Origin of the sequence: Halalkalibacter okhensis, assembly GCF_000787375.1 — a bacterium.
Lineage (GTDB): Bacteria > Bacillota > Bacilli > Bacillales > Bacillaceae_D > Halalkalibacter > Halalkalibacter okhensis.
Genome location: NZ_JRJU01000048.1, coordinates 1 through 25,108, shown reverse-complemented (window position 1 = coordinate 25,108; position 25,108 = coordinate 1). Strand labels below are relative to the sequence as shown.

Genomic DNA, 25,108 nt, shown 5'->3' with positions numbered 1-25,108 from the left:
GCCATTGCAACTACTTAAAAAAGGTCTGTTTTTGACCTTTTTTAACACCCTCTTTGATTAGGTTCCGCAATAGGTTCGATATGGACGACCTGATAAATCTGGTACCTTCGAATAATCTATTTGTTGAGAGGAATGTGCATAAGGATCTGAAAGAATCGTGAGAAGCTCCTTCATTACACTATAATCATTTTGGTCTACTGCGGCTTCTAACGCCTCTTCTACCCGATGGTTTCGCGGAATGACCGCTGGATTACTTCTTTTCATTAACTGATGCACTTCCACTTTCGAATCCTTTTGCCTACTCAACCTCTCTTGCCATCTTGTATGCCATTGATTAAATTCCTTTTGATCAAACAGAATTGAATCCTCAAAATGATTAACCGTTAAAGCAATGAAGGTATTCGTATAATCAGTCTTATACGTCTCCATCATGTTTAGAAGGTCTTCAATCAAGGTTTCGTCTTGTTCTTCCTCATTAAAAATTCCTAATTTCGCTCTCATCCCCGCGAGCCAATTAGCTCGATAGATGTTACCAAAGTCCGATATAGCATCCTGTGCTAATTCAACAGCCTTTGTTTGATCATCATGTAATAATGGCAATAAGGTTTCAGCAAATCTAGCCAAATTCCATGCACCTATTTTCGGCTGATTGCCATACGCATAACGCCCATGCATATCAATTGAACTAAAGACCGTTTCAGAGTCAAATGTATCCATGAATGCACAAGGACCATAATCAATGGTTTCCCCGCTTAGTGTCATATTGTCGGTATTCATTACCCCGTGAATAAAGCCAACAAGCTGCCATTTGGCAATAAGCGAAGCCTGACGTTGAATAACTTCTTTAAGAAGTAAGAGATATGGATTTTCATTTGTTTCAACTTCAGGAAAATGACGTGTTAATGCGTAGTCTGCTAAAGTCTTAAGTTCATCAACAGGGCAAAATTTAGCAGCGTATTGAAATGTACCAAAGCGCAGATGACTAGATGCTACACGTGTTAAGATGGCCCCAGGCAGATCGGTCTCACGCATCACCGATTCTCCGGTTGTCACTACGGCTAAACTCCGAGTAGTTGGGATGCCTAATGCATACATGGCTTCACTGATGATATATTCCCGAAGCATTGGTCCAAGCGTTGCTCTCCCGTCTCCGCCACGTGAGTATGGTGTTCTTCCTGATCCCTTAAGTTGAATATCAAAACGCTCACCTTGAGGGGTAGTTTGTTCGCCGATGAGCAAAGCTCTCCCATCCCCTAACATTGTAAAGTGCCCAAATTGATGGCCTGCATAGGCTTGAGCAAGCGGGTGGGCACCTTCAGGCACTCGACTCCCACCAAAGATTTGTAAAGCGATATCGCTTTTAAGTTCTTCGGTGTTAAATCCTAATGAAGCTGATAATGGTTCATTTAACATAACTAATTTCGGTGAACGAACTGGATTTGGGTTGATCGTAGAATAAAATGATTTAGGTAACTGTGCATAACTATTTGTTAAATTCCACCCTGCTTTTTTGAAATAATCCTCTACTTCTGTCATTTTGTCTCCTTTTTATATTTGGCTTTGTATTTGTGATTTTAGTTATAAATAAACCCTTTTAAAACTATTAACAAGTGTCATATTAGTGTCTACTTCTATTGACGTAATATTCCATATGAAAGGGATCTAAGAAAAGTCGTTCGAATGTAAAATGCCAGCCATGAGTTAATTCTCAAGAGCTGGCTTAATAAGCTAATTATTTTAAAGTTCAAAGTCAACACCAATGCTGTCTACTCGTCCCACTTCTCTAATAAAAGCAGCGACCGCTTGATGTTCCTCATTTTCCACATACGCATCAAGTGCAGCTTTATCCTCAAACCGAACGGTAAGAACTACTTGATACTCTTTACTCTTCTCAGCAAAATTTAATCCAGCTTGAAGATCTACAATTCCGGTCAAATGATTTTTTAGTGCTTTAAAACGGGCAACTACTTCTTGTAATTGCTCAGGGGTTGTATGGTCTCCAAATTTCACTAATACAGTACGATTAATCATAATAATTCCTTCTTCCTGCTTTTTCTTTTTTTACCAATCCATTTTACCGAACATTCAATTAAGAAGCAATGCTCATGCTTGGAATGTTCTGGTTACCAAGTATTTCGACAGGCGAAATGGATGTATATATGGTACAATTTGTATATCCTTGTTTGTTACTAAAGGGGTTTTTATATGAATACAGGTAGTACATTACGTTTGTTGGAAACATTTCTTATCGGTATATTAGGTGGTTTTTTATTTCATTTGGCTAACCTCCCATTACCTTGGGTGTTAGGATCTTTGACATTCGTCATGCTTTGGCAAGGTTTCACAAATCGTAAAGCTTATTGGCCAAGTTTTGTTAAAAACAGTGGATTAATTGTTCTAGGCATGTATTTTGGTATGTATTTCACTCTTCAAACGTTTTCAACTATTGGACCTTACTTTTTATCATATATTGTTCTAACCGTTTGTTTAATTGGTGCGAGCATTTTTATTAGTACTGTCATTACAAGGTGGATAAATGTAGATCAGATTACTAGTGTTTTTGGTTCGATTCCAGGGGGATTAACCGAAATGGTTATTGCCAGTGAGTCTCTTGAAGCGAGGTCATCATTAGTTGTCATATTCCAAACTGTTCGTTTGATCACCGTTTTATTTGTGGTACCGACATCGATCATTTTTTATTTTTCTCAAACTGATTCTCCTGCAGTGGCTTTGTCTTATTCAGAAGGATTCGTTTTTGCTGGTTGGGGCTATGCATGGTTTGTCATTCCTATCCTAGCTGGATTGTTCTTCCAAAATAAAATCCCTGCAGGTATTGTCATTGGTCCACTTGCAATCACTGCGCTCCTCAATATAAGTGTGGTCGAATTAGCAACTGTCCCCCCCATTTTGTTACTTTTGGCTCAAACTGTAGTGGGAATTGGTCTTGGAAAAAACATCTCATTCTCTGACTTAAGAATGGGTGGAAAATATAGTCTCATTTATTTTGGAGTGTCTATTTGTCTGATTCTCATTTCCTTTGCGTTAGGCATTGTGTTAGCTCAATTTACTTCATTAGATCTCGCAACATCTATATTAAGTTTTGCACCAGGCGGATTAATTGAAATGGTGTTAACAGCGTCAATTGTGGGAGCAGACCCAGCCATTGTTAGTGCCTTTCAGCTTGTTCGAATTCTCATTATCGTTATGTTTGTTCCTCCATTTTTGAAATGGTATTTTAAAAAGAATGTCAAACAAACTGCAGCATAATAAACAAACCGGCTTCTCTTTAGCCGGTTTGTTTGCAGTTCAATTAGCGAGTTCCTTCGAGGAAAAACTACTACAGATACACTAAAATCTCACCCTTACCATTTTATTTTCTTGATGGTTTCTTTTAATATTCCAATATCATGATCATCAAGACCCCAAAAATAAATCTCTTCTTTTAATTCGGTTAAGGTACCAAATCCACGTACAAACCCATTCAAGCGGGCCGCAACAGTTGACTTTACGAATGCTTCATGCGACTGAAATAACTCAAGTACGGTTTCGTATGCTTGTTTATATCGTTTCAAATAGTATTTTTGATGTTTTTCTTCTGCAAGAAAAAATTGATCATAAGGTTGCATTTCGGTCTCGATTGCTATTTCAAGGTGTTCCTCTAACCTATGTTTCAAACATCTGGCTTGGTCTTTTTGTTTTTCGTTCCGATACAAAAGAAGAGACCTATATTGGCGTCCGCCATATCCATCTTTTCGAGGTTGATAATTGTTCCAGAATATATTCAACAATTGTTCCAAGCTTATCGCGCTAGGATCAAAATCAATTTCAATTGTTTCTGTATGATCCCCCATTTGTCGATATGTAGGGTCTTCTTTTGAACCTCCTGCGTAACCGACACGTGTTTGAATGACACCCGAAAGATGCCCGAACCGAGCATCAGGTCCCCAAAATCAACCCATTCCGAGTGTAATCGTTTCAATGGTAGAAGCGTTTCGTGAAAACTTTTTTTCGCACATAGTATGACACCTCATTTTTAAGTTTTTGAATGATTGCATATCTTTCCCCTTATACTAATAAAATCTATTGGTCGTAGGTAGGTGAAAAAATGTACTTTGGTAGTCATGTAAGTATTCGAAATGGATATTATGCTGCGGCGAAAACTGCCTATGATTTAGGTGGAACAGCATTTCAATTTTTCCCTAAAAATCCTCGCAGCATTACAGTCAAAGATTATAATATAGATGACGCACATCAGTGTGCAACTTTCTGTTCAAAGCACAACATAAGATCTATTATACATACTCCTTATCCGACTAAACTAATACCAGAAGATATAAATTTGGAAAAGAAGATTGTCCAATCGTTAGTAAATGATTTAGAAATAGCTGAAGCTTGTGGGGCCATTGGAGTGGTTGTTCACTTTGGTACAACAAAAAAAGTTCCAATTTTAGAAGGTTATAAAAAAATGATTGATATGCTAAACCAGGTATTATCACAGTTTAGTGGTAACGCACAGTTACTCATAGAAAATAACGCTGGAGCAGGTTCAGATATGGGGATAACCTTCGAGGAACTATCACAAGTACGTCAGCTTACTGACTATCCAGAGCAAATAGGATTCTGTTTTGATACTTGTCATGCTTATGCTAGTGGTTTATGGAATGGGAACGATTGGAATGAAATTGAAGAAAAAGGGATGGAGTTAGATTATTTCCCACATCTGAAAGCCATCCATTTTAATAACTCCAAATATCCATTTTCGGCGCGAAAGGATCGACATGCCAATCTTTTATCGGGCCACTTAAAAGCAGAACAACTTATTGAGCTTCTTACATCAAGTGTACTAACAAACATACCCTTTATTGTAGAAACGCCAAAAGATGAAGGGTTCACACATCAAACTGAAATTCAATGGATGAGGGAAAAAGCAGTTTTATTGTAGCAGTATTAAGCTTTTTTTATTTTTTCAAAAAGTAGGAACTTACCGAGGCGAGGGGAGCTGAGACCTTACTTTTCCTCTACTTCAAAAAGTAGGACTTTACCAAGGCAATCTGAGACCTTACTTTTTCATTCTTTCAAAAAGTAGGGCCTCACCAATACAATCTGAGACCTTACTTTTCCTCTATTTCAAAAAGTAGGACTTTACCAAGGTAATCTGAGACCTTACTTTTCCATTCTTTCAAAAAATGAGGCCTCACTTAAGTGATTTAAAACCCATTTCACAAAAGATAATGCCTCACTAAACGATGCAGTTATCGAGACAGTTTATTTTCTCGAATTGTAGTAGCTGTACTTGGACGGATAATGGAAAAAACATTGACTAGTAAGCAACCTGCAGCAAAAAAACCTAGTAACATAAAACCTGAACTATATGTCCCCGTCATCTCTTTTACCATTCCCATAACAAGTGGTGGGAAAAAACCTCCTATCCCACCTATTGCACTAATAATACCTGTGACGGCCCCTGTATTATTAGGAGAAACGCTAGGCACAAGTTTGAATACAGCTCCGTTTCCTGCACCTAATAAAAGAGCCATCAAGATACAACTAATACTGAATAGAGAGAAGTTATCCAAGCTAATTGCCATGATGGATGCGCTTAGAATGATTCCACTAAAGAGAAAAATGATGATTTGGTTAGCTCCTAATTTATCCGCTAGATACCCTCCAATTGGTCTGATAAGAGTAGCTGCAACAACAAATACAGCTACATTTAAACCAGCGTTGACTGGTGAAAAATGAAAAGTTTCTTGCAATAAAGTCGGTAAATAAAAACTAAATGCAACAAATCCACCAAAAGTTAAAAAGTAATATAGGGATAATATCCAAGTGGCCCTATATTTTGTAACAGAAAGTGCATCTTTTAATGTCTTGACTTCTGTTGGTTTGGGTAATTCTTTTGTTCCTAGCCAAAAAACAACGGTCATGATACTAAGGGCAAACGCAAGTCCCCAAAAAGCCCATTGTAATCCAAAAAAATTCACGATTGAAGGAACTGCAAAAGATGCAACGGCTGTCCCTAAATTACCAATTCCAATAATCCCCAAAACCAACCCCTGTTTATCAGCTGGAAACCATTTTGTCACATACGTTATCGCAATAGTAAAAGTTGTCCCTGCCATCCCGATTAAAAACGCCCAAAAAAGTAAAGCACCATAGGAATTTGCAAAGCCTGCAGCAAACATAGGAATCACACTAAAAAACATTGTCAACGTATATACTTTTCTTGCTCCATATTTATCAGCAATAATTCCCATTGGGATACGCATAATGGATCCTAGTAAAATTGGTATAACAATAATAAAACTTCTTTGAGTTTCGGTTAATTGATATTGCTCTTGTAAAGTCGATGCAATTGGTGAAAATACTGACCAAACAGCAAATGAAATCACCATTGCAACGGTTGATAATACTAATGCAGCTGTTTGTCCACGAGCTTGCACTTGTAACCCTCCTCTACTAGCTTTTTAAAGATGTATTTGTTTTACATATTCATGATTAGCATAGAGTAAAGTCTAGTTTAAAAATTCTTAATTATCTATTACATTGTCAGGTATTATTACAAACTATTTAGTTTTTATTTTAGGTCTAAACCTCAATGAGGAACCGTAAATATCTTGTTCTTAATAAGGTTTTACCTTTGATCTATAAGAAGCATTTAATATGTATGTTAATTTCTATAACATACATTGCAGCAGCCCTCATATTTTGACATATATTAAAAACAGCTAGTAAAGGAATTCTTCCCCACTAGCTGCCTATTTTTTAAATCGTGCATATTTCAACTGGACAATCCCCACATTGTAAGAAATCTTTTAAATATTGAATATTTCGAATAACAATATGGTTGTTCTCATAAAAAATGATTCCTTCTTTTTTTAACTCATTCATCATGCGGTTAACACCTTCACGAGTTGTGCCAATATAGTTGGCAATCTCAACATTAGTCAGATTTACATTTATGAAGATTCCTTCATCATGCTCTTTGCCGTAAGAGTTGCTAAAACGAATGAGGGTTGAATACAAACCACCTTTTTTTCCACACAAAATAAGATCGCGGAACTTAGATTGAGTGGATTGATTTTGAATAGCTGACCACTTCATAAACGTCACAGCCAACTCTCCATTCTCAATAAATAACTTCTCAATCACCGAACGATCGTAACGAATCAATTCGGAATCTTCCTCTACTATCGCTGTTACAGCAACAGACAATTCATTAAATAACCCTGCTTCTCCAACCAATTCATCTTTTTGAAGAAGGCTCAAGGAAAACTCCTTTCCATCTGAAGTCATCTTACTTAGTCGAATCAAGCCTGACAACACTAAGTACATGTACTTTGGGGCATCACCTTCGGAAAATAGAACAAAACCAGACTGCGCCTTAATTTTCGTTCCTTTAGAAAGCATTAATTGTTTATTTTCAGCACTTAACTGTTCAAAGAAACGAACCATTCTTTGTTCTTTGTTTCCCACTGTTGCACCCCTCACAATCTTTAGTTAACTTCATATATCCTAACACCTATAGAAAAGGAAGTAAATTGGCTTTTTACTATATAGATAATATTAATGGTGATAACTACAAAAAGGAAGCCTAATTAATATATCAGGCTTCCTGTTCTTATTTATATTCAAATTTTCTCCATTTAAACATGGTTAGTAACGCTACAACTGAAGAGATGAGTGCAATGATGGTGTTACGAAATACAAGGTCAAATTCTAAACCTAGATACGCTTCAATGGTCCATTGTAACATCACAACATTTACAGCTAATGCAATAAAAATAATGATCCAACACGTAGTTTTAGCCATGACGAATCTTCCTTCCCGCTGCATATACGATACCATTTTGGACTTCAATTTCAATCAATGGCAGCTCTCGTTGTGGAGGTCCAGCTATTGGATGACCATTATTTAAGTCAAAGTATCCTTGGTGGCAAGGGCAAAGCAATACTTCGCTTTCCTTTTCATAAAAAACGGGACACATTAAGTGAGTACAAGCACTGTTATATGCTTTTAATTCACCTGCTTTTGTATGAACTAAAAGCGCCGGATCATTTTCAGTAGGGTAATGAAAGGTCATTGATGAGCCTTTTGGAACATCATATAGTTTGGCAATTTCAACAAGCTCTCGTTCCTCTTCAAAATCTCCTAAAAATGCTTTTACGGAGAATGGCAAAGTAGAAAGACCTAGTGCTACCGTTGCTCCGACTGCTGTCTTTAAAAAGGCTCTTCGATTAAATTTCAAGTCATCATAACGACTCACATTATCCTTTAAATTAATCATATCGTCTTTGCTTTGATGTTTTTCTCGCTTGCATTGTATTTTATCAGTCATGGTGGACCTCCTCTCTAGTCTGAATACACTCCGAAAAATTCAGGTACATATTTCCATTTATCATTTTCACTTGGCTTCTTGCCTTCAATTAAATTCATTTGTGTGCGACGTCTTCGTAATGATTGCATCTCCTCAAAATCAATAAAACGAATCGCCTCACTTGGACAAACCGATGCACACATTGGAGCAATGTCATATTTTGAGCGGTCGTAACACATATCGCATTTGTACATTTTGTTTTCCTCAAAATCAAACTTAGGAATTCCAAATGGGCAAGCAAATGTACAGTTACGACAACCAATACATTTCTCATCCATTGCAGATAGGACAACACCTTCTTCTGTAATTTGGATTGCATTGGCTGGACAAACTCTCGCACAAGCTGGATCCTTACATTGCATACACATCATTGGAAACGTTTGTCTGCTTTCGGTAAAGTCAATATACTCTACATAATTCCGTTCTTTGGCATCATGATCTCCACATTCTCGACATGCCGCTTGACATGCGCGGCAGCCGATACATCGTTCAAATTCAAGGTACATAATTTTATTCATTTGAAGTTCCCCCAGTTAGCTTCTGAATTTATACTTTTTCTAATTTCACTGCAGCAACTTTGAATTCTGGCATTCTAGAAACAGGGTCTAGGGCCGGATTTGTTAATTGGTTCGCAGCAAGTTCTTTCCCCCAGTGATAGGGAATAAATACTGTATCTTTGCGAATTGCCTTTGTAATTCTAGCTTCAACTGTCATATTGGAACGCGGGCTTGTGATTAAGACTTTATCCTTATTTGAAATGTTGTACTGACTAGCAAGTTCAGGGTGTATTTCAATATATGGCAACGGGCATTGTTCCATTAAAAAATCAACACGTCTCGTTTGAGTTCCTGATAGGTAGTGAAAGACGACCCGACCCGTTGTTAAAATGTGTGGATACTCTGTCGTCGGTGTTTCACCAGGTTCTGCCCAATCAACAGCCGCTAAGTTTGCCTTTCCGTCTTCGGTTCCAAACTTTTCTTTAAACATCGTTGGTGTACCCGGATGATCTTCGGAAGGGCAAGGCCAAAACACTCCATCTTCTTTATCAATGCGCTCCCATGTAATCCCGTGATAATCTGCCTTTCCACCTTTAGATGCAATCCGTAATTCTTCGAAAATTTGTCTAGGATTTTCATAATTAAAGAATTTTCCTTTTCCCATTCTCTTCGCGATATCACGCATAATTTCCCAATCGGTTTTTGCTTCACCTAAAGGCTCCGTAACTTTTCGTACACGAATAACACGGCCTTCTAAATTCGTCGTTGTTCCTTCATCTTCAGCCCAAGTCGTCGTTGGTAAAATGACATCGGCAAATTCAGCTGTTTCTGATAAGAAGAAATCACTTACGACTAAAAACTCTAGCTTTTTTAAGCCACTCCAAATGTGGTCTAGATTTGGGGCAGATACAGCTGGGTTACTGCACATAATATGCATCGCACGAATGTTTTCATTTTGAATTTCATCAAACATCTCGTAAGCAGACACACCCGCTTTCGGCATTTCTTCAGGTTTGATTCCCCATACGCCAGCTACATACTTAACATGTTCAGGATTATCAATCTTTCTGTATCCAGGTAGTGCATCAGCTTTTTGTCCATGCTCCCGACCGCCTTGCCCATTTCCTTGACCTGTAATCGTTGCTACACCAGAAGCAAATTTCCCAATTTGTCCTCTTAGCAATGCCATAGATGTGTAAAGTGTAACGTTGTCTACTCCTTTATTTTGTTGTTCGATCCCTCGGCAAAACGCTACAATTGAGCGGGGAGATTTACCGTATATACGAGCAGCTTTAATAATTTTATCTTTCGCTACTCCCGTAATTGATTCTGTTAATTCAGGGGTGAACTTTTTCACCATCGCTTTTAATTCTTCATAGTTATTACATCTTTCGTTTACATACTCTTCGTCGACATATCCTTCTTCTATAAGCAAATGCATGATGCCGTTTGCTAGGGCCGAATCAGATCCTGGTTTTAAATCTAAGTGAACGTCAGCTACACGAGCTGTTGGTGTTTCCCTCGGGTCGGCTACAATTAACTTTGCACCTTTATCTTTTGCTTTCCATAACCACTGGATCATTGTTGGATGACATTCTGCCGTATTTGATCCAGCCATAAACAAACAATCTGTATGCTCGAATTCTGGTAACGGCAAGCTCGATCCACGGTCAACACCTAATGTTTTCATTAATCCACCAGCAGCTGATGACATACAGAAGCGACCATTGTAGTCTAAGAATCTTGTACCAAGACCAACACGAGCATATTTCCCAACTAAATAGCATTTTTCGTTTGTCATCGATACTCCACCGAATACCCCAACTGCGTCTTTCCCGTGCTCAGCTTGAAGTTGTTTGAAATTCTTCTCAATTAAGTCATAAGCTTCTTCCCAACTTGATTCAACAAACTGACCATTCTTTTTAATAAGTGGCTTTAATATTCGCTCCTTGTGGTTAACCGTTTGATAAGCGGTTACCCCTTTTGGACACATTTTCCCAAGTGTTACCGGCCAATCATATCTTGGTTCAACTCCTACGACCTTTCCTGACTTTTCATTTACTCGGATATGCATTCCGCACTGCATGCCACAATAACAACAATGAGTTGTGACAAGTTTTTCACCTGGCTTTTGTAAATTTTTCACACCGTCTTTGACAAGAAATTCACTCATTTATTCGTCCCCCGTTTTCTCATAATAAGAATCATCTCTCTTTTGACCAAACCCTGGAATATGAATGCCATTATTTGTTTGAATCGGTCCATTTGGAGAAGGTAAGTTTGAATTGATATTTAATTGCTTCATCACACGAATTCTTCTACGGCAGCTTGGGCAGTAATCAGCTAAATACGAACCATCAGCAAGCTGCAAGTCAAAACTTTGTACTCCAAGTATTTCTTTCACATCAGCAATTTGGTCATCATTACTATAAGGGGCTTGACACGATTTGCATTCTCTCGTATCTACACCGACAACTTCTTGATAATTCATTGGGACCGCTGTTGCTAACAGTCTGACCGGAAGATGGAATAGCTTACCAAATGGGAAATATACTAAGAAAATCACAACCGTAATTTGGTGTATGAGAGCTAAATAGTTGTGCATCCATCCACCTAAAAATTTATATGATAAAGTTAATAACAGTCCTGATACTGTAACCCACAGAAGGATATATAATGGAAATAGGTCGAACTCAATCCGTTGCGTCACTTTCACATCTTGATTTTTACAACGTCTAATAAGTGCCATCGTTACACCAATTAATACCATCATCGCTGTAATATTCAATCCGTTATACACTAGTTCAGCAAATAGTCCATTTGCAGCCATCGTAATAGTCGGAATTCCCATCACAACGATCTGATAAGTTTCGGGATCAATCAGTTTAAAGTGCATCCATCCAAACGTTAATCCAAATGTAATCGCAAATGATCCAATACATCCCCAAGCAATTAACCAATGCATAATTCCTCTATAAATTCCACGCTTAAAAATAAATTTTTGGAGAATAATATTATCAAAGGCTGTTTTGGCAATTGCCTTCCAGTTCCTTTTTACTCTCTTTTTCTGCTTTATATTGGTGAAACTTCTTTTCAGTACTTGATGGATAGCTGGTCTGACAGCCCATGCACATAGACGAATCGTCATCCCAATCGCAAAAACAAAAGATGAAATTAAATAGCCAAACAACATCATATCTACATGAGAGAATTGCCCGGTACCAACCCACATTAAGAAAATTAAGGTCATAACAACGATAAAAGAATACATACTTGCTTTTGAATAAAATGATTTTTCAATTTGGCCCATGTCGCCACTCCTTATTTATATCCACTTAATTAATAATTTCATTTTAGGTTCCTTGATTATATTTAACTGTGAGATTAATCACATTACATGACAGTTAAAATGACAAACCTCTGAACTCCTTTTCTTATCCCAAAATAAAAAACGAGATACCTATTCTGATGCCTTCAGGTTTCTCGCTTCATCATCTTCCTTTAACTAACATGATCTGTTTTCAATTGTAGTACTTTTTGATAGTCTTCTTTGTTTCGAATGCGAAATGAAAACGACACAGGTTCATTTACTTGATTCAAAAATCCATCTAGACTCATCACTTTAAATGAAACCTTCTCAAGGATCTTCATTAATCCGACATGTTCTGTTTCTACTAATTCTTTTGTCACTTCCAAACACGATCGATCATATACTCCATGATATAATTGCAAATTCCCATTGCACTCCGGTACGATCAATTGAACACCACTGCTATTTTTCAGCTCTAGCATTCTAGTTATAACATCTGATCTAAGTACTGGCATATCTGAGGGAACAAGCCATAAAGATGGATTCTTTGCTAGTGATAAGGCCGCATGCATACCACTCAACGTTCCAGCTCCTTTATAATAATCCGTAATAATACGAATGCTGTTTCCAAACAACGGCAAATATACATAAGGGTTGTTTGTAACAAGAATCACCTCATCGCAAAGCTTTTTCATTTCCATAACTTGTCTCTCAATTAATGTTTTCTCACCTAACTTAAGTAAACTAATAAGTTGATCCTGATCTATTTTATAACTTTCACTATCTAATATAACGCCCGTAAGCTGCATAGGTTTCACCTCCTTGTACATCCACTATAAAACGAAACCAAGATGAAAAACTGTTAAGTCCGTCACACTTCATTTTTTAGAAATGAAGCCTAATTTCACGTAGGTGTGATTTTTATCACATTTTTCATTTTTGTTTTCTTCTATAATGAAGATAACAGTTGTTAGGAGGGATTCTTTTATGACAGAACTAACGTTAGATCGGACCATTAACCAAAATACATTTCATCTTTCAGATAAAACATTAACAGCATTAACGGAAATTATGTATGAACAGCATATAGAAGCAGGTACGTATTTATTTTGGGAAGGAGACACAGCTGATAAGCTATTTTATATAAAACAAGGAAATGTGAAATTAATCAAAGGTACATCAGACGGAAAAGAATATATTCTAAATATGTTTGATAGTGGTGATTTATTCGGTGAACTCAGTAGCTTCATGTCTATCAATTATAGTTATAATGCGATGGCTTTAACTGATTGCGTTATTGGTGTCATTCAACAAAAAGATTTAGAGGTTCTATTATGGCAGCATGGTGAAATTGCCGTAGAATTCTTGAAATGGACTTCTTTATTAAATCAAATTACACAATCAAAGCTGCGAGATCTGACATTCCACGGCAAACTTGGTGCCCTATGCTCTACTTTAATTCGCATGGCCAATTCATATGGAGAGTCTTATGGTAATGGAATACGAATTACTAAGAAAGTGAAAAATGGTGAACTGGGTGAATACATTGGGGCAACAAGAGAAAGTGTGAATCGTATGCTTTCTGATTTACGCGGAAAAGAAATTGTTTCTCAAGAAAAAGGATACCTAATTATTTGGGATCTTGATGAATTAAAAGATATTTGCCATTGCGAAAATTGTCCATTAGAAATTTGTAGAATGTAAAAAAGGTGAGATTGACAAATTGTCAGTCTCATTTTTTGATTACTTGCAGAGAAGTGATTTCCATCACAGCTTCTATTTCCTTTTTCCGTTAGTCTACTGCTAAAGGAGTGATTAAATTGTTAAGTGGAAATGTAATTGCAATTACAAGTGGAAAAGGTGGAGTGGGTAAATCAACGGTAGCCGTTAATCTTGCATTATCATTAGCCAATCTTGGAAAAAAAGTCGCTTTAATCGACTTAGATATTTATGGGTATAGCGTACCTAAAATTTTGAATATAGAATCCAAACCCAAAACGATGAATAATAAAATGATCCCTGTTGGACATGAAAATATTACAGTCATGTCGATGGGATTTTTACTAAAAGGCAATGACCCTGTCATCTGGCGTGGTCCGATGCTTGGAAAGGTGATTGATACTTTTTTTGATGATGTCATTTGGGGCAAACAAGATTACGTCATCTTAGATCTTCCTCCAGGTACAGGAGATATTGCACTTGATTTACATCATAAATTACCTAAGTGTCAAGAGATTATTGTAACTACCCCTCACCCTAATGCGGTTCATGTAGCTGAACGAGCTGGAATGATGGCCAAACAAACAAATCATACCATCTTAGGTGTGATTGAAAATATGTCTTACTTCACACCTCCTCATTTAGATGAAAAATATCATCTATTTGGAAAAGGAGGCGGTACCACTCTTGCTTCGAAGTTGGAAACGGAAATATTAGCATCTATTCCTCTTGCTAATCCGCAGTCGAATGGTGAACCTTCTGTTTTAATAACTCAAGAGCCGTTGCTAGCTGACGTCTATCGCACGCTAGCTGAAACATTAATAGAAAAACTGACTCTAGAAGAAGTCATGTAAAAAGCATTGCTGCCTGTTGAGAAAAAGCTCACAGGCTTTTACTTGTATAGCACTATAAATCGCTAGATGGATTCAGCAATTTCCATGAGACCCTCTAATGAATAGTCTTTAGATTGTCTTGTACTCCCTGTTAGTAGATACCCCAAGCTCTTCTTCTTAAAAATTAATGTATGAACGTGATCATCGTTTTGAAAATAAGCCTTCGTTCCATCTTTTAGTGTTACAACCTTATCTTCTGCCGTTGTATGTTTTTCGATCTTACTCTCTGGTGACAAAATAGTGATAATAAAATCTTGATGTGGTTTGTTAAAGACTCGTAAGTAATGTAACCTTAAATCCCCTTCAATTGTCATTTGCCCGAATTTATGTGTTGGACGAAAAGGTAACTTTTTAGGGAGACTCACTTCTTTTCCTTGCTTTTGTTCAAAGAGTTTGATTGCTTTCTTTGCTGAAATATAATCATTTCCGTCAATGAATTCATCAATTTGTTTGTCGTCTTGTGACTTAGCTTGTACGTATATTCCATTAAATGGACTAACCAAGCTAATTACTATAACTAATAGGATGATTTTAGCAATCGACATATTCATCTTTGTACCTCCGACATGAACTTTTAATTAGTATGTGTTCATTCTAACTAGAATATTTAACCATCTTCAAATGTACCTCCGTATTCTTCTAACAGAAAAAGCAGAAGCTTTTCTGCCTCCGTATGAAGACACTGCTCCTGCTTTTTTCACCTGTTTAGCGATAATTGATAAATTGCACATCTATTGATAAATCTGCTCCTCTAATCGCCGCAATAATCGCTTGCAAATCATCGCGTTTTTTTCCGGTTACTCGGATTTGATCATCTTGAATTTGACTTTTTACTTTTACACCGCTGTTTTTGATAATCGTGTTAATTTTCTTCGCTTGTTCCTTATCAATTCCTTGAATTAATTTAGCTCGTTGGCGTACAGTTCCACCTGATGCCCCCTCTATCTTCCCATAATCTAAATTTTTAATAGAAACGTCACGTTTAATTAATTTACTTATCAACACATCTTTTAATTGCTCCAACTTATATTCATCATCAGAAATTAAAACAAGTTCTTCATTTTCAAGAGCTATACTACTTTTACTTCCTTTAAAATCATACCGATTTTGAATTTCTTTTGTAGCCATCGTAACAGCATTTGTTACTTCCGACATATCAATTTTTGAAACAATATCGAATGAGCTTTCTTTTGACATCATTTACCTCCACATATGTATTTATTCTATTATAGTGGAAAATCGGTAAGCGCTTCAACTTTGACGCTTTTGCTGTTGTTTGTGTTTGTTCCTAATCGGTTGTTTCAATTGGGTAATCTTTGTGCGTGATCCAATCACTCCAGCTTCCGCTATAAAGCTTTACATTCGAAAACCCAGCTTTTTTTAGAGCTAATACATTCGGGCAAGCCGAAATTCCTGACCCACAATAAACGATGATTTCTTTTGACTTAGGAAGACCAGAAAAATGATTAAGTAATTCCTCACTTTCTTTCCATGTTCCGTCATTCATTAAAACATCTTTCCAAAAGTAATTTATAGCCCCAGGTATGTGACCTGCAATGGGATCAATCGGTTCTTCTTTCCCCTTAAACCTGTTCAACTCTCTAGAATCTATTAAAATACGATCTTTATTATTTAGATTTTCAAATACATCACTAGCTTTTACGAATGAAAAGTCATCACTCAATTGTACCTGGAATGTTTTTGGTTCTGTTTTTGGGATGTCAGTTGTCAATTCATAGCCTTCTTTTACCCATGCTGAAAATCCTCCATTAAGAACAGCTACTTCTTCGTGACCAAGATGTTTTAACAACCACCAAAAGCGTGATGCGACCATTCCAGTTAGATCATCGTATACTACGACTTTTGCATCTTTGCTAATTCCTATATTGCCTAATTTTAATGCTAAATCTCCTATATTTGGTAACGGATGTCTTCCACCGTGTTCCCTAATTGAAGATGATAAATCCTGTTCGAGATCTACATAGAAAGCACCTGGTAAATGCCCTTTTTCATATGCTATTTTTCCTGCCCCTGGATCAGCTAACTGGAAACGAGTATCTACGATTATATAGTTTGCTTGATTCTTTTCCAACTCACTATGTAACCACGTTGCCTGAACCACATCTTTCATGTTGAACACCATCCTTTTTATTACGTTGTTATAACTATCTCATACTCTTTCGTTTCTGACTAGATAATACTGGAAAAAACAAAACACCCCTGACCTTCACCGAATAATGGGCAGGATCAGGGAGTGTTTAGAAGATGTTAAATCATCATTTTACATACATCATTTGTGAATTCAACAGGATCGTTAATTGGTAACCCTTCAATAAGCAGGGCTTGATTATACAATAGGTTTGTATAAAGGCTTAGTTTTTCTTTGTCTGTTTCAAATGCTCGTTTTAGTGATTGAAATACGTCATGATTCATATTGATTTCTAACACTTTACTTGCCTTAATATTTTGATTATCTGGCATAGCTTGAAGAACTTTTTCCATTTCAATTGAAACTTCTCCCTCTGTTGCGAAACAAACAGGGTGGGTTTTCAATCGTTTGGACACTCTGACATCGGTTACTTTCCCAACTAAAATTTGTTTCATAGCATCAAATAATTCTTTGTTCTCGTTTTCTTCAGACGTCGTTGTTTCTTTATTTTCATCTTCTTCAATGCCTAAATCGCCACTTGAAACAGATTTAAATTCTTTTTCTTTATAAGTAGATAACATTCGAATCGCAAATTCATCGATGTCCTCTGTAAAATACAATACTTCATAGCCTTTATCAGTAACGAGTTCTAGCTGTGGTAATTTTTCAATTCGTTCGTGTGTTTCACCCGCAGCATAGTAAATATACGTTTGCTCCTCAGGCATTCTTGATACATATTCCTCTAATGTGACCATTTTCTGTTCTTTGGACGAGTAGAACATTAATAGATCCTGCAAAGCATCTTTGCTACTGAAATCCGTATACACGCCGTATTTCAACTGTCTGCCAAAGGCTTTGTAAAATTGCTCATACTTTTCTCGTTCTTCTTTTAACAAGCTTTTTAGTTGACTTTTGATCTTACTTTTAATGTTTTTAGCAATGAGTTTTAACTGACGGTCATGCTGCAAGATTTCACGAGAAATGTTTAGAGATAAATCCTCCGAATCGACCATTCCTTTGACGAAGCTAAAATGATCAGGAAGGAGATCAGCGCACTTGTCCATAATTAACACACCATTTGAGTAAAGCTCTAATCCCTTTTCAAATTCTTTTGAATAATAATCAAACGGAATGTTTTCCGGAATGTATAAGATCGCATTGTATCTTACAGCACCATCTACACTAATATGAATGTGCTTTAATGGCTTATCAAAGCCGTAATGTTTTTCTTGATAAAAATTCTCGTAATCTTCTGTTGTAAGTTCGCTTTTATTTTTTCTCCAGATAGGAACCATACTGTTTATTGTTTGTTCTTCTGTATACTCATCCCACTCATCTTCTGTTCCTTCTTTAAGACTCTTTTGAGTCACATCCATTTTTATCGGGTAGCGAATGAAATCAGAGTATTTTTTTATAATTGATTTTAAACGATAATCTTCTAAATACTCATCGTACTTTTCATCTTCTGTATTTTCTTTCACCTTAATGGTGATTTCGGTTCCGACTGAATCTTTTGTTGTTTCTTCAAGCGTGTATCCATCAGCTCCATCAGATTCCCACTTGTAAGCCTCATCACTACCAACTGCTTTACTTATGACTGTTACTACATCAGCTACCATAAACGCTGAATAAAAACCAACCCCAAATTGACCAATAATATCGTGGCCGTCTTTCAATTCGTTTTCATTTTTAAATGCAAGAGATCCACTTTTGGCGATTGTTCCTAAATTCGTTTCCAAATCGTCCTTTGTCATACCAATCCCAGTATCAGAAATAGTCAGCGTTCTATTTTCCTTATCCGTAATCACTTTTATGTAATAATCATCTTGATTAAAAGTTATCGTCTCATCAGTTAATGCCTTGTAATACATTTTATCAATGGCATCACTTGCATTAGAAATCAATTCTCTTAGAAAAATTTCTTTTTGCGTATAAATGGAGTTGATCATCATTTCCAACAGGCGTTTAGATTCTGCTTTAAATTGCTTTTTTGTCATGGTTCTTCTTTCCCCTTTCAATAATTAAATAAATAATTCCAATAATATTTAATAAAGCATTAGCACTCTCACATACCGAGTGCTAACCCTATTTTTTATTTATCATATCAAATTTATGGTGTCAATCATTTTTATCATAAAATGAATTGTATGAAAAAACATCTCACCTTTTGTGGTGAGATGTGCATTTTTTTGACTACATGTTCATGGACAACACTCTGTGTCCTAACGTTCGATAAGCCATGTTTTGTACCTTTGTACTACAACCGGTTTTACCCTCGTACTCCGGTGGTAATCATCTATCTACAGATAACAATTGCTATCTGTCTATCTCTCCGTTACAATTCCTTCGAGATAGTTCCCCTACCAAATTTGGGTTTCTCGCTCGTGGGGTTTACCGCGTTCCACCTCTTTCGTTTCCAAAAGAGCTTCGTCACTGTGGCACTTTCAGGGGTACTCGACCATGGCAATACTGCTGTAGGTGCTTTTCCCCGCCATCAATCCAGTGTTTACCAGATTGTCCTAGCTTATTGATTCACTAGGCACGAACACTACGATCATTTCAGATCGTGCGAGCATGGACTTTCCTCTACATCAAATGATGCAGCGATTACCTGAACATTATTTCAGATGCTGTATTAGTAGTATAACAGATAGAAAAGTTCCACGCAACTTTTGAACTTAAACGCGAACGAAGCTTGTTTTTACTTAGTACATGAGAAGGTGTTTTAAAGTTGTTGTCTTAATGGTATTACTGCAATTGTTTCTCCATCCTCCCTACCAATCGTACACTCTATTTCTTTAACCTTATTCAAATAATAACAGCCAAAACAAGTTTTTTGTTTACCTTGATAAACCCCCTTATTATCCAGTTTGAACGCCTCAGAAATCAAACCATCTTTATTATCTTCAATTTCATACCTTAAAGATGCTTGTAACACCTTCGCATCATTTCCTGTATAAATGATTTTCGGTTCAATCTCCGCTTCTGTCTCAATAAGGTACATCCTATATTCGACTTTCCAATCTTTTATTTCTCCATAAAAAGTGACCGAATGATTGTTTTTGGAAATATTTACATCTCGCTTATCATACATAAAAACACGCTTGTTCCAAAATACTATTTTCAAAACCAAGAAAGAGGTGTTTTAATCATGGCAAGTAGCAACAATAATTCAAATCAATTATTAGTTCCGGGTGTACAGCAAGCATTAGATCAAATGAAGGTCGAAATTGCATCAGAATTTGGCGTTCAATTAGGGGCTGACACGACTTCCCGTGCGAATGGCTCTGTTGGTGGAGAAATTACAAAACGATTGGTTCAAATGGCTGAGCAACAAATGGGTGGATCTCAGTTTTAATAAAAGGAAGCGAGCACTTACATCTGTAAGTGCTCGCTTCCTTTTTATTCTTCTTGTAATATTTCTAAAATGACTTCCGATAAGTAATCCGTTGCCCGTTTTACTTCCTCCATGGAATTGTGCAGACCACCAATATCTAAAAGTAAAGATTGTGCTAGTAGATCTTGATTGTATGTATTTTGATTAAACGTTTGATTTCTTTTTAACAGGACACCTCTTGATAACCCTGGATATTTCTCATCTAAGCGCTCATGCAGTTTGGTCGCAAAAGCTAAGTTTTGTTCGTAGGCAGAATGGTGTTCACTGACTATAAATACGATCCTAGCTACCTCTTCACCATTAAGGTTCAATGTTGTCTGATCTCTCTGAATAGTATCTCGATGAATATCAAATATCATCTTCATTGAGTCATGGTACTGTTCCAAGGTTTCCTCGGCATATTCACGTGAAATACGATATGAATCAGCATAAGTTAAGTCTTGATTAATGAGTTCATCTTGAATCTTTCTTTCTTCAAAGATTACATCAACACCAGCATGCTCTAACTTTTCAGCTAAATGCTTTCCGATTAATGTCACATTCAATTCCTTATGAAATGCTTCATCCGGAGGGAGACCGTCTTGTAATTCAGGTAAATACGATTCCGTGTCATGGGTATGATAAATGTAAACCTCTGGATTCTTACTTATAGATACGCCAGACACCCCTTCAAATGTCATGTATGATAATATCAACATAAAAAATAAAACACTTACTGTTGCTAAACTTAACATAGGAAAAAACACATTTTTCTTGTGCTTTTTTACAAAATGCTTTACAAGTTTGCCCTCTAATTCTTCAGCAAAATCGCTATCCGGAGAAATATCACTATGTTTCCTCTTTAATTCTCGAAGAAGGTCTGTTTCGTCTTTTTTGTTCATTTATACCCACCTCTCCTTCGTGACTACCTCTTCACTAAGATCATTTTTCAAGATCTTTAATGCTCGATGATACGTTACCTTTACCTTTGATTCACTCCACCCCATGATTTGTGATGTTTCTTTAATCGAGAATTCATAAATCCCTCTTAGAAGAACAACCATTCGATAATCATGTTTTAAGTGATTTAAGGCATGATAAAGGCTTGATACCTCTTCTTTTGCTTGCACCACTTCTTCAACCGATTTTTGCTTCGGTGAGAGTAACTTCGACACATATTCAGGAATCAACTGTCTTTTCTTTTTACGTACATGATCAATTGTTACGTTACGTGCAATAGAAAAGAGCCATGTGTTCATTGAGGACTGCCTCTTAAATGTTGAAAGAGATTTAAATAATCGTATAAAGACTTCTTGCGTCAAATCCTCGATATCATTCCGATCATTTGTAAATGTAGCAATAAACTTGTACACATCTTTAAAGTAACGTCGATAGATCCTACGAATTTCTTCTTCTGTGTTCTCATTTTCAATCAATTCCACCCCCCCAATGATGTCTTTATATTGATTAGTCTGTTTTCATCTAGAAAAAGTTACAAGATTGATACATTTTTTATTTTCCTAATTATCTCATAACAAAAAATTCAGTTGTAACTTTTTCGGGGAACGAACGACTAATCCATACAACCGAAAAAGGAGGTGTTTTTATGAAATATGTACATGAAACCATTATCTTACACAGATTGAAGGTATTGAGAACTCATATAGTCCCAAGCAATACCTTTAAAAAGAAATTGGAAAAGTATCTCATTTCTTATTTTGGAAGAAAACTTTGACAACCTTAGTTTGATCGGAGGGGAAATAGTTGAACCAGCCTTTCATGCAAATGATGAAAAAAATAATTGCATTTATTATTTTAGGTAAGGTCTTTATTCTTATAATTGTTTCCGTCATGGTTACTTCAAATTATGCTTATTCTCATAACCTAAAGAGATGGACAGAAGAAATAACGGGAGAACAACTTATGTATATATTGAGCTACGAAAATGCTTCCTTTCAACAAGGAATACCAGAAGAGTTTGTCCCTTCTTCGTTCTCAGCTCTAGCCTTTGAGTTACTGACTAATATTGATCTAGGTGATACAAGAACATTACTTGGACATGAGTTACCAGGTCTTGCCTTATTTGATACTAGAATCATTGTTCCAGGTGACGGAACCAATTTAAGCAATATGCCTTTTGAGTCTGCCCCTCCTTTAGAAGTCCTTTTGGAGGACCTTGAAGCAACTGAAGACCCAGTGGAACACGAAGACCAACAAGATCAATCAAAAGTTGAAATAGATAATCCTTCACCAATAAAAGATGATGTTCATGTCCTGATTCATCATTCTCATAGCTGGGAATCATTTTTACCGCATTTACCCGGGGTGATCGAGCCTGATTTAGCCATTCATAATGAGCTCAATATTACAAATGTGGGAGAACACCTAGGTAATGAATTAATAAAACGAGGCATACACGCTGAAGTTGATTCAACCAATATGACGGAAAAACTTCATAGTAGAAACATGAAATCACATCATGCGTATTCTTTATCTAGGGAAATCGTAAAGAGTCTCGTTCAAGCAAATCCAGGAATTAATTATATTTTTGATTTACACCGAGATTCCCAAAGGCAAGATGTAACAACGGTTACGATAAACAATGAAACGTACGCACGAATTTTTTTTGTTATAGGTGAATCCCATCCTGATTACGAAAAAAATCTTTCCCTTGCCACAGAACTCCATTATAAACTTGAAGAAACCTATCCTGGCCTAAGTCGCGGTATTTTTGGCAAAGATACATCAGATGGGAATGGCATTTACAACCAAGATTTAATGGAGAATTCCATTTTGATTGAATTTGGAGGCGTTGATAATCATATTGAAGAATTGCACCGTAGTACAAAAGCATTTGCGGAGGTGTTCCATTTGTTCCTTGAAAAAGAGGAGGGTCACTATGAATAGAGAGATTTGGTTTTGACTTTTTTGGATGTTTATTACTAGTCTTATCGCTTACTATCACTTACATTGGAAAATCACTACCGCCTTATTTTTTTCTGGATTGTTCATGTCCATTAAAGCATTAATTGAGGATTATTTTTACCGGCTAATAGAAGAAGAGCAAGAATCGAGATGACGATTTCGGTTCTTGCTTGATTTGTTAACATGAATTTCCTCTCCAGAGTCATTGTAATCACACGTTTTGTGTAATGCTGAAATCTTACTGACAAACAAGAACCTCCCTCAAAAACGTGCCTTTTTTCGCAACGCATCGATCAACAATCTCAAAACCAGCAGCTTCAATCACAGAATCCATCGGCTCGATTGTAACGATCACCACTTTCTTAGAGAATCGACGTGCACTTTGAATCATTTCAAGTTTTTCTTTCGATGTTATAACTGAACACAGATTATAAGGCATATCGATAATCGCAACATCATAACTGCCTGTCACATCATTTATGTCTCCAAGGGTTACTTCTGTATGAAAGCCAAAATGAGCAATATTTTCGCGAGTACCTGGAAGTACAAGTGGATTAATATCTCTGCCAATAATTTGAATTCCCATTGAAAGAGCCTCAACTAGTACAGTTCCAATTCCGCAGCAAGGATCAATCATTTTTATTCCTGTAGAATTAGGGACAGCGATATTAACAACAGCTCGTGCGACACGAGTACTTAACGCTGTAGAATACTGGTGAGGCTTATTTTGATGATGTAACCACACGGCCTTACTTTTATAATATCGACCAAAAAGCCATTCACCCTCTACTTTCATTATCCCAAATAACATACTTGGATAAATTAGGTCCACTTCGCCTTTTATTTTAAGACCAATACTTCGCTCGATCTCCCTTCTCATTTTAAAGCGGACTGCCTCCTCATTAGAATGATCAGGATTTTTCACAAAAACGACTTTAAATGGCTTGTCTATTTCTAGTCCATCTAATTGTTTTGCTAACTCTTCAACGGTTCTAGCTTTGAAGATAATATCAATTCGACCCTTCATAAATGGACTTCTGCTTGGATCGATTTTCTCTTTACTAATCAGTACAGCTTTAATTGTATCCGATCCAAAGAAAGACCTCATTTCCAGGTTACGTAAATCTCGCTCGTCTTCATTGCATGAATAGGTGTAAAGGTAGCTCAAGGGCTCTATCGTATTCATTTTTTATATTCATCCTTTGCATCTCGTTCTCTTGCCTATTCATTATAAACGAAAAAACATTTTAGAGTATGCATAATCCTAGATAAGTTTTAACCATAACCATTTTTGCACCGACAAAAGCCTAAACAAGACTGTTTAGGCTTTTGTCAATCTCTATAAAAATTCATACCTTACTTCCACTTCTTATATGTATTGTTCCCTGACCCTGTAAATGGATTCGTTTCGTATGTTAGGTCTTTTCTAGCTTCTTTTTCTTCAAAATGGATTCGTTTCCCTAATGATGCGAAAAGCCAAGCAAAACAACCAAAAATGACCAAGCTACCAAGAATGGTAATGGCAAAGATTAAGTCATCCACACTAAAACCTCCATTATTCAATATTTGGTTTATCTTACCATAATTAGAACTAAATTTGTAGAAATTTTCTAAATTTGTACAAATTAACCAAAATATGGGCTTACATATATTTATTTTCAACGTAACGTCGGTGTAAATGCTATTTGTCTGGTTATATTACCATTGAAAGGGGTGCTTTCATTGTATAAGACTTTATTCTTCAGCCTATTCATTATGTTAATGATCCCTATACACATCCATGCCGAAGACGATCCTATTGTGGAAGTATATGATATTGAGCACGATAAAATTGTCAAGACACTTCCCGTCACACCGGCCA

27 protein-coding genes, 1 other RNA gene and 1 pseudogene are annotated in these 25,108 nt (G+C 36.6%); 6 read left to right on the top strand and 23 right to left on the bottom strand.

The genetic code is table 11. The features are described from left to right. Positions 1 to 57 precede the first annotated feature (57 nt). Together LQ50_RS21415 and LQ50_RS21410 are read right to left on the bottom strand one after the other, a co-directional pair. On the bottom strand, positions 58 to 1,536 hold the full coding sequence (locus LQ50_RS21415) for a protein adenylyltransferase SelO (RefSeq protein ID WP_034633376.1): 1,479 nt from the start codon (positions 1,534 to 1,536) through the stop codon (positions 58 to 60). Between the two features lie 201 nt (positions 1,537 to 1,737). Beyond that, complete coding sequence (locus LQ50_RS21410; protein ID WP_034633373.1) at positions 1,738 to 2,031, bottom strand: Dabb family protein; 294 nt, start codon at positions 2,029 to 2,031, stop codon at positions 1,738 to 1,740. A 174-nt stretch (positions 2,032 to 2,205) separates the two neighbouring features. Here LQ50_RS21410 and LQ50_RS21405 point away from each other — a divergent pair, with 174 nt between their 5' ends. Further along, positions 2,206 to 3,267 carry an AbrB family transcriptional regulator gene (locus tag LQ50_RS21405; RefSeq protein WP_034633371.1) on the top strand — a complete coding sequence of 354 codons (1,062 nt, stop codon included), beginning with the start codon at positions 2,206 to 2,208 and terminating at the stop codon, positions 3,265 to 3,267. 95 nt (positions 3,268 to 3,362) lie between these two features. On the opposite strand, the gene LQ50_RS26565 is transcribed toward LQ50_RS21405, so the two are convergent. Both LQ50_RS26565 and LQ50_RS21400 read right to left on the bottom strand, forming a co-directional pair. Continuing rightward, a complete protein-coding gene (locus LQ50_RS26565) occupies positions 3,363 to 3,572 on the bottom strand; it encodes a hypothetical protein (RefSeq protein WP_373279229.1) in 210 nt (69 codons plus the stop codon). After that, a pseudogene (locus tag LQ50_RS21400) lies at positions 3,549 to 3,938 on the bottom strand (peptide-methionine (S)-S-oxide reductase); the annotation flags it as partial. The gene LQ50_RS26565 and the pseudogene LQ50_RS21400, both read right to left, overlap by 24 nt. A gap of 167 nt (positions 3,939 to 4,105) precedes the next feature. Between LQ50_RS21400 and LQ50_RS21395 the strand changes: the two are divergent. Next, the gene (locus LQ50_RS21395) at positions 4,106 to 4,942 is read left to right on the top strand and encodes a deoxyribonuclease IV (protein WP_034633369.1); all 837 of its coding nucleotides are present in this window, start codon (positions 4,106 to 4,108) and stop codon (positions 4,940 to 4,942) included. A 310-nt stretch (positions 4,943 to 5,252) separates the two neighbouring features. Here LQ50_RS21395 and LQ50_RS21390 read toward each other — a convergent pair whose 3' ends face one another. From LQ50_RS21390 to mobA, 8 genes are all read right to left on the bottom strand, one after another. After that, positions 5,253 to 6,443, bottom strand: a complete 1,191-nt coding sequence (locus LQ50_RS21390) for an MFS transporter (protein ID WP_070808168.1) — start codon at positions 6,441 to 6,443, stop codon at positions 5,253 to 5,255. A gap of 322 nt (positions 6,444 to 6,765) precedes the next feature. After that, positions 6,766 to 7,476: a Crp/Fnr family transcriptional regulator gene (locus tag LQ50_RS21385; RefSeq protein WP_052144903.1), complete on the bottom strand. Its 711-nt coding sequence runs from the start codon at positions 7,474 to 7,476 to the stop codon at positions 6,766 to 6,768. A gap of 145 nt (positions 7,477 to 7,621) precedes the next feature. Next, the gene (locus LQ50_RS21380; RefSeq protein WP_034633367.1) at positions 7,622 to 7,813 is read right to left on the bottom strand and encodes a hypothetical protein; all 192 of its coding nucleotides are present in this window, start codon (positions 7,811 to 7,813) and stop codon (positions 7,622 to 7,624) included. Next, positions 7,806 to 8,339 (bottom strand): QcrA and Rieske domain-containing protein, encoded by a 534-nt coding sequence (locus LQ50_RS21375; RefSeq protein WP_034633366.1) that lies wholly within the window; start codon positions 8,337 to 8,339, stop codon positions 7,806 to 7,808. The genes LQ50_RS21380 and LQ50_RS21375 overlap by 8 nt, the downstream gene beginning before the upstream one ends. A 14-nt stretch (positions 8,340 to 8,353) precedes the next feature. Then, complete coding sequence (locus LQ50_RS21370) at positions 8,354 to 8,896, bottom strand: 4Fe-4S dicluster domain-containing protein (RefSeq protein ID WP_034633364.1); 543 nt, start codon at positions 8,894 to 8,896, stop codon at positions 8,354 to 8,356. 28 nt (positions 8,897 to 8,924) lie between these two features. Next, positions 8,925 to 11,048: a formate dehydrogenase subunit alpha gene (gene fdhF / locus LQ50_RS21365; RefSeq protein ID WP_034633362.1), complete on the bottom strand. Its 2,124-nt coding sequence runs from the start codon at positions 11,046 to 11,048 to the stop codon at positions 8,925 to 8,927. Then, positions 11,049 to 12,185, bottom strand: coding sequence for an MFS transporter (locus tag LQ50_RS21360; protein WP_034633361.1), 1,137 nt, complete (start codon positions 12,183 to 12,185; stop codon positions 11,049 to 11,051). It lies immediately after the preceding gene. A 191-nt stretch (positions 12,186 to 12,376) separates the two neighbouring features. Further along, positions 12,377 to 12,994: a molybdenum cofactor guanylyltransferase gene (gene mobA / locus LQ50_RS21355; RefSeq protein ID WP_034633360.1), complete on the bottom strand. Its 618-nt coding sequence runs from the start codon at positions 12,992 to 12,994 to the stop codon at positions 12,377 to 12,379. 178 nt (positions 12,995 to 13,172) lie between these two features. Between mobA and LQ50_RS21350 the strand changes: the two genes are divergently transcribed. Then, positions 13,173 to 13,889 (top strand): Crp/Fnr family transcriptional regulator, encoded by a 717-nt coding sequence (locus LQ50_RS21350; protein WP_034633358.1) that lies wholly within the window; start codon positions 13,173 to 13,175, stop codon positions 13,887 to 13,889. Positions 13,890 to 14,005: 116 nt separating this feature from the next. Further along, a complete protein-coding gene (locus LQ50_RS21345) occupies positions 14,006 to 14,758 on the top strand; it encodes an Mrp/NBP35 family ATP-binding protein (protein WP_052144902.1) in 753 nt (250 codons plus the stop codon). Between the two features lie 62 nt (positions 14,759 to 14,820). On the opposite strand, the gene LQ50_RS21340 is transcribed toward LQ50_RS21345, so the two are convergent. From LQ50_RS21340 to LQ50_RS21320, 6 genes are all read right to left on the bottom strand, one after another. Continuing rightward, a complete protein-coding gene (locus tag LQ50_RS21340; protein WP_034633357.1) occupies positions 14,821 to 15,348 on the bottom strand; it encodes a hypothetical protein in 528 nt (175 codons plus the stop codon). A 154-nt stretch (positions 15,349 to 15,502) separates the two neighbouring features. Beyond that, complete coding sequence (locus LQ50_RS21335) at positions 15,503 to 15,994, bottom strand: YajQ family cyclic di-GMP-binding protein (RefSeq protein ID WP_034633355.1); 492 nt, start codon at positions 15,992 to 15,994, stop codon at positions 15,503 to 15,505. A 91-nt stretch (positions 15,995 to 16,085) separates the two neighbouring features. After that, positions 16,086 to 16,928 (bottom strand): sulfurtransferase, encoded by an 843-nt coding sequence (locus tag LQ50_RS21330; protein WP_034633354.1) that lies wholly within the window; start codon positions 16,926 to 16,928, stop codon positions 16,086 to 16,088. A 137-nt stretch (positions 16,929 to 17,065) separates the two neighbouring features. Further along, positions 17,066 to 18,943 (bottom strand): molecular chaperone HtpG, encoded by a 1,878-nt coding sequence (gene htpG, locus LQ50_RS21325; RefSeq protein WP_034633353.1) that lies wholly within the window; start codon positions 18,941 to 18,943, stop codon positions 17,066 to 17,068. A gap of 231 nt (positions 18,944 to 19,174) precedes the next feature. Beyond that, an RNA gene (rnpB, locus tag LQ50_RS24695) (RNase P RNA component class B) lies at positions 19,175 to 19,565 on the bottom strand. 106 nt (positions 19,566 to 19,671) lie between these two features. Further along, complete coding sequence (locus LQ50_RS21320) at positions 19,672 to 20,040, bottom strand: hypothetical protein (protein WP_034633351.1); 369 nt, start codon at positions 20,038 to 20,040, stop codon at positions 19,672 to 19,674. A 57-nt stretch (positions 20,041 to 20,097) separates the two neighbouring features. Here LQ50_RS21320 and LQ50_RS21315 point away from each other — a divergent pair, with 57 nt between their 5' ends. Then, entirely contained in the window at positions 20,098 to 20,304 is a 207-nt protein-coding gene (locus tag LQ50_RS21315; protein ID WP_034631643.1) for an alpha/beta-type small acid-soluble spore protein, read from the top strand. Between the two features lie 44 nt (positions 20,305 to 20,348). Here LQ50_RS21315 and spoIIP (LQ50_RS21310) read toward each other — a convergent pair whose 3' ends face one another. Together spoIIP (LQ50_RS21310) and LQ50_RS21305 are read right to left on the bottom strand one after the other, a co-directional pair. Further along, entirely contained in the window at positions 20,349 to 21,224 is an 876-nt protein-coding gene (gene spoIIP, locus LQ50_RS21310; protein ID WP_052144901.1) for a stage II sporulation protein P, read from the bottom strand. After that, positions 21,225 to 21,758 carry an RNA polymerase sigma factor gene (locus tag LQ50_RS21305; RefSeq protein ID WP_034633350.1) on the bottom strand — a complete coding sequence of 178 codons (534 nt, stop codon included), beginning with the start codon at positions 21,756 to 21,758 and terminating at the stop codon, positions 21,225 to 21,227. A gap of 328 nt (positions 21,759 to 22,086) precedes the next feature. Here LQ50_RS21305 and spoIIP (LQ50_RS21300) point away from each other — a divergent pair, with 328 nt between their 5' ends. Further along, the gene (gene spoIIP / locus LQ50_RS21300; RefSeq protein ID WP_237563777.1) at positions 22,087 to 23,229 is read left to right on the top strand and encodes a stage II sporulation protein P; all 1,143 of its coding nucleotides are present in this window, start codon (positions 22,087 to 22,089) and stop codon (positions 23,227 to 23,229) included. A 110-nt stretch (positions 23,230 to 23,339) separates the two neighbouring features. On the opposite strand, the gene LQ50_RS25590 is transcribed toward spoIIP (LQ50_RS21300), so the two are convergent. The 3 genes from LQ50_RS25590 to LQ50_RS21290 all read right to left on the bottom strand — a co-directional run bounded on the left by LQ50_RS25590 (position 23,340) and on the right by LQ50_RS21290 (position 24,789). Beyond that, complete coding sequence (locus tag LQ50_RS25590; protein WP_161784712.1) at positions 23,340 to 23,495, bottom strand: hypothetical protein; 156 nt, start codon at positions 23,493 to 23,495, stop codon at positions 23,340 to 23,342. Next, the gene (locus tag LQ50_RS21295) at positions 23,486 to 24,433 is read right to left on the bottom strand and encodes a TRM11 family SAM-dependent methyltransferase (RefSeq protein ID WP_034633348.1); all 948 of its coding nucleotides are present in this window, start codon (positions 24,431 to 24,433) and stop codon (positions 23,486 to 23,488) included. Before LQ50_RS21295 ends, LQ50_RS25590 begins: the two co-directional genes overlap by 10 nt. Before the next feature lie 170 nt (positions 24,434 to 24,603). Next, positions 24,604 to 24,789 (bottom strand): hypothetical protein, encoded by a 186-nt coding sequence (locus tag LQ50_RS21290; protein WP_034633346.1) that lies wholly within the window; start codon positions 24,787 to 24,789, stop codon positions 24,604 to 24,606. Between the last annotated feature and the right edge of the window lie 319 nt (positions 24,790 to 25,108).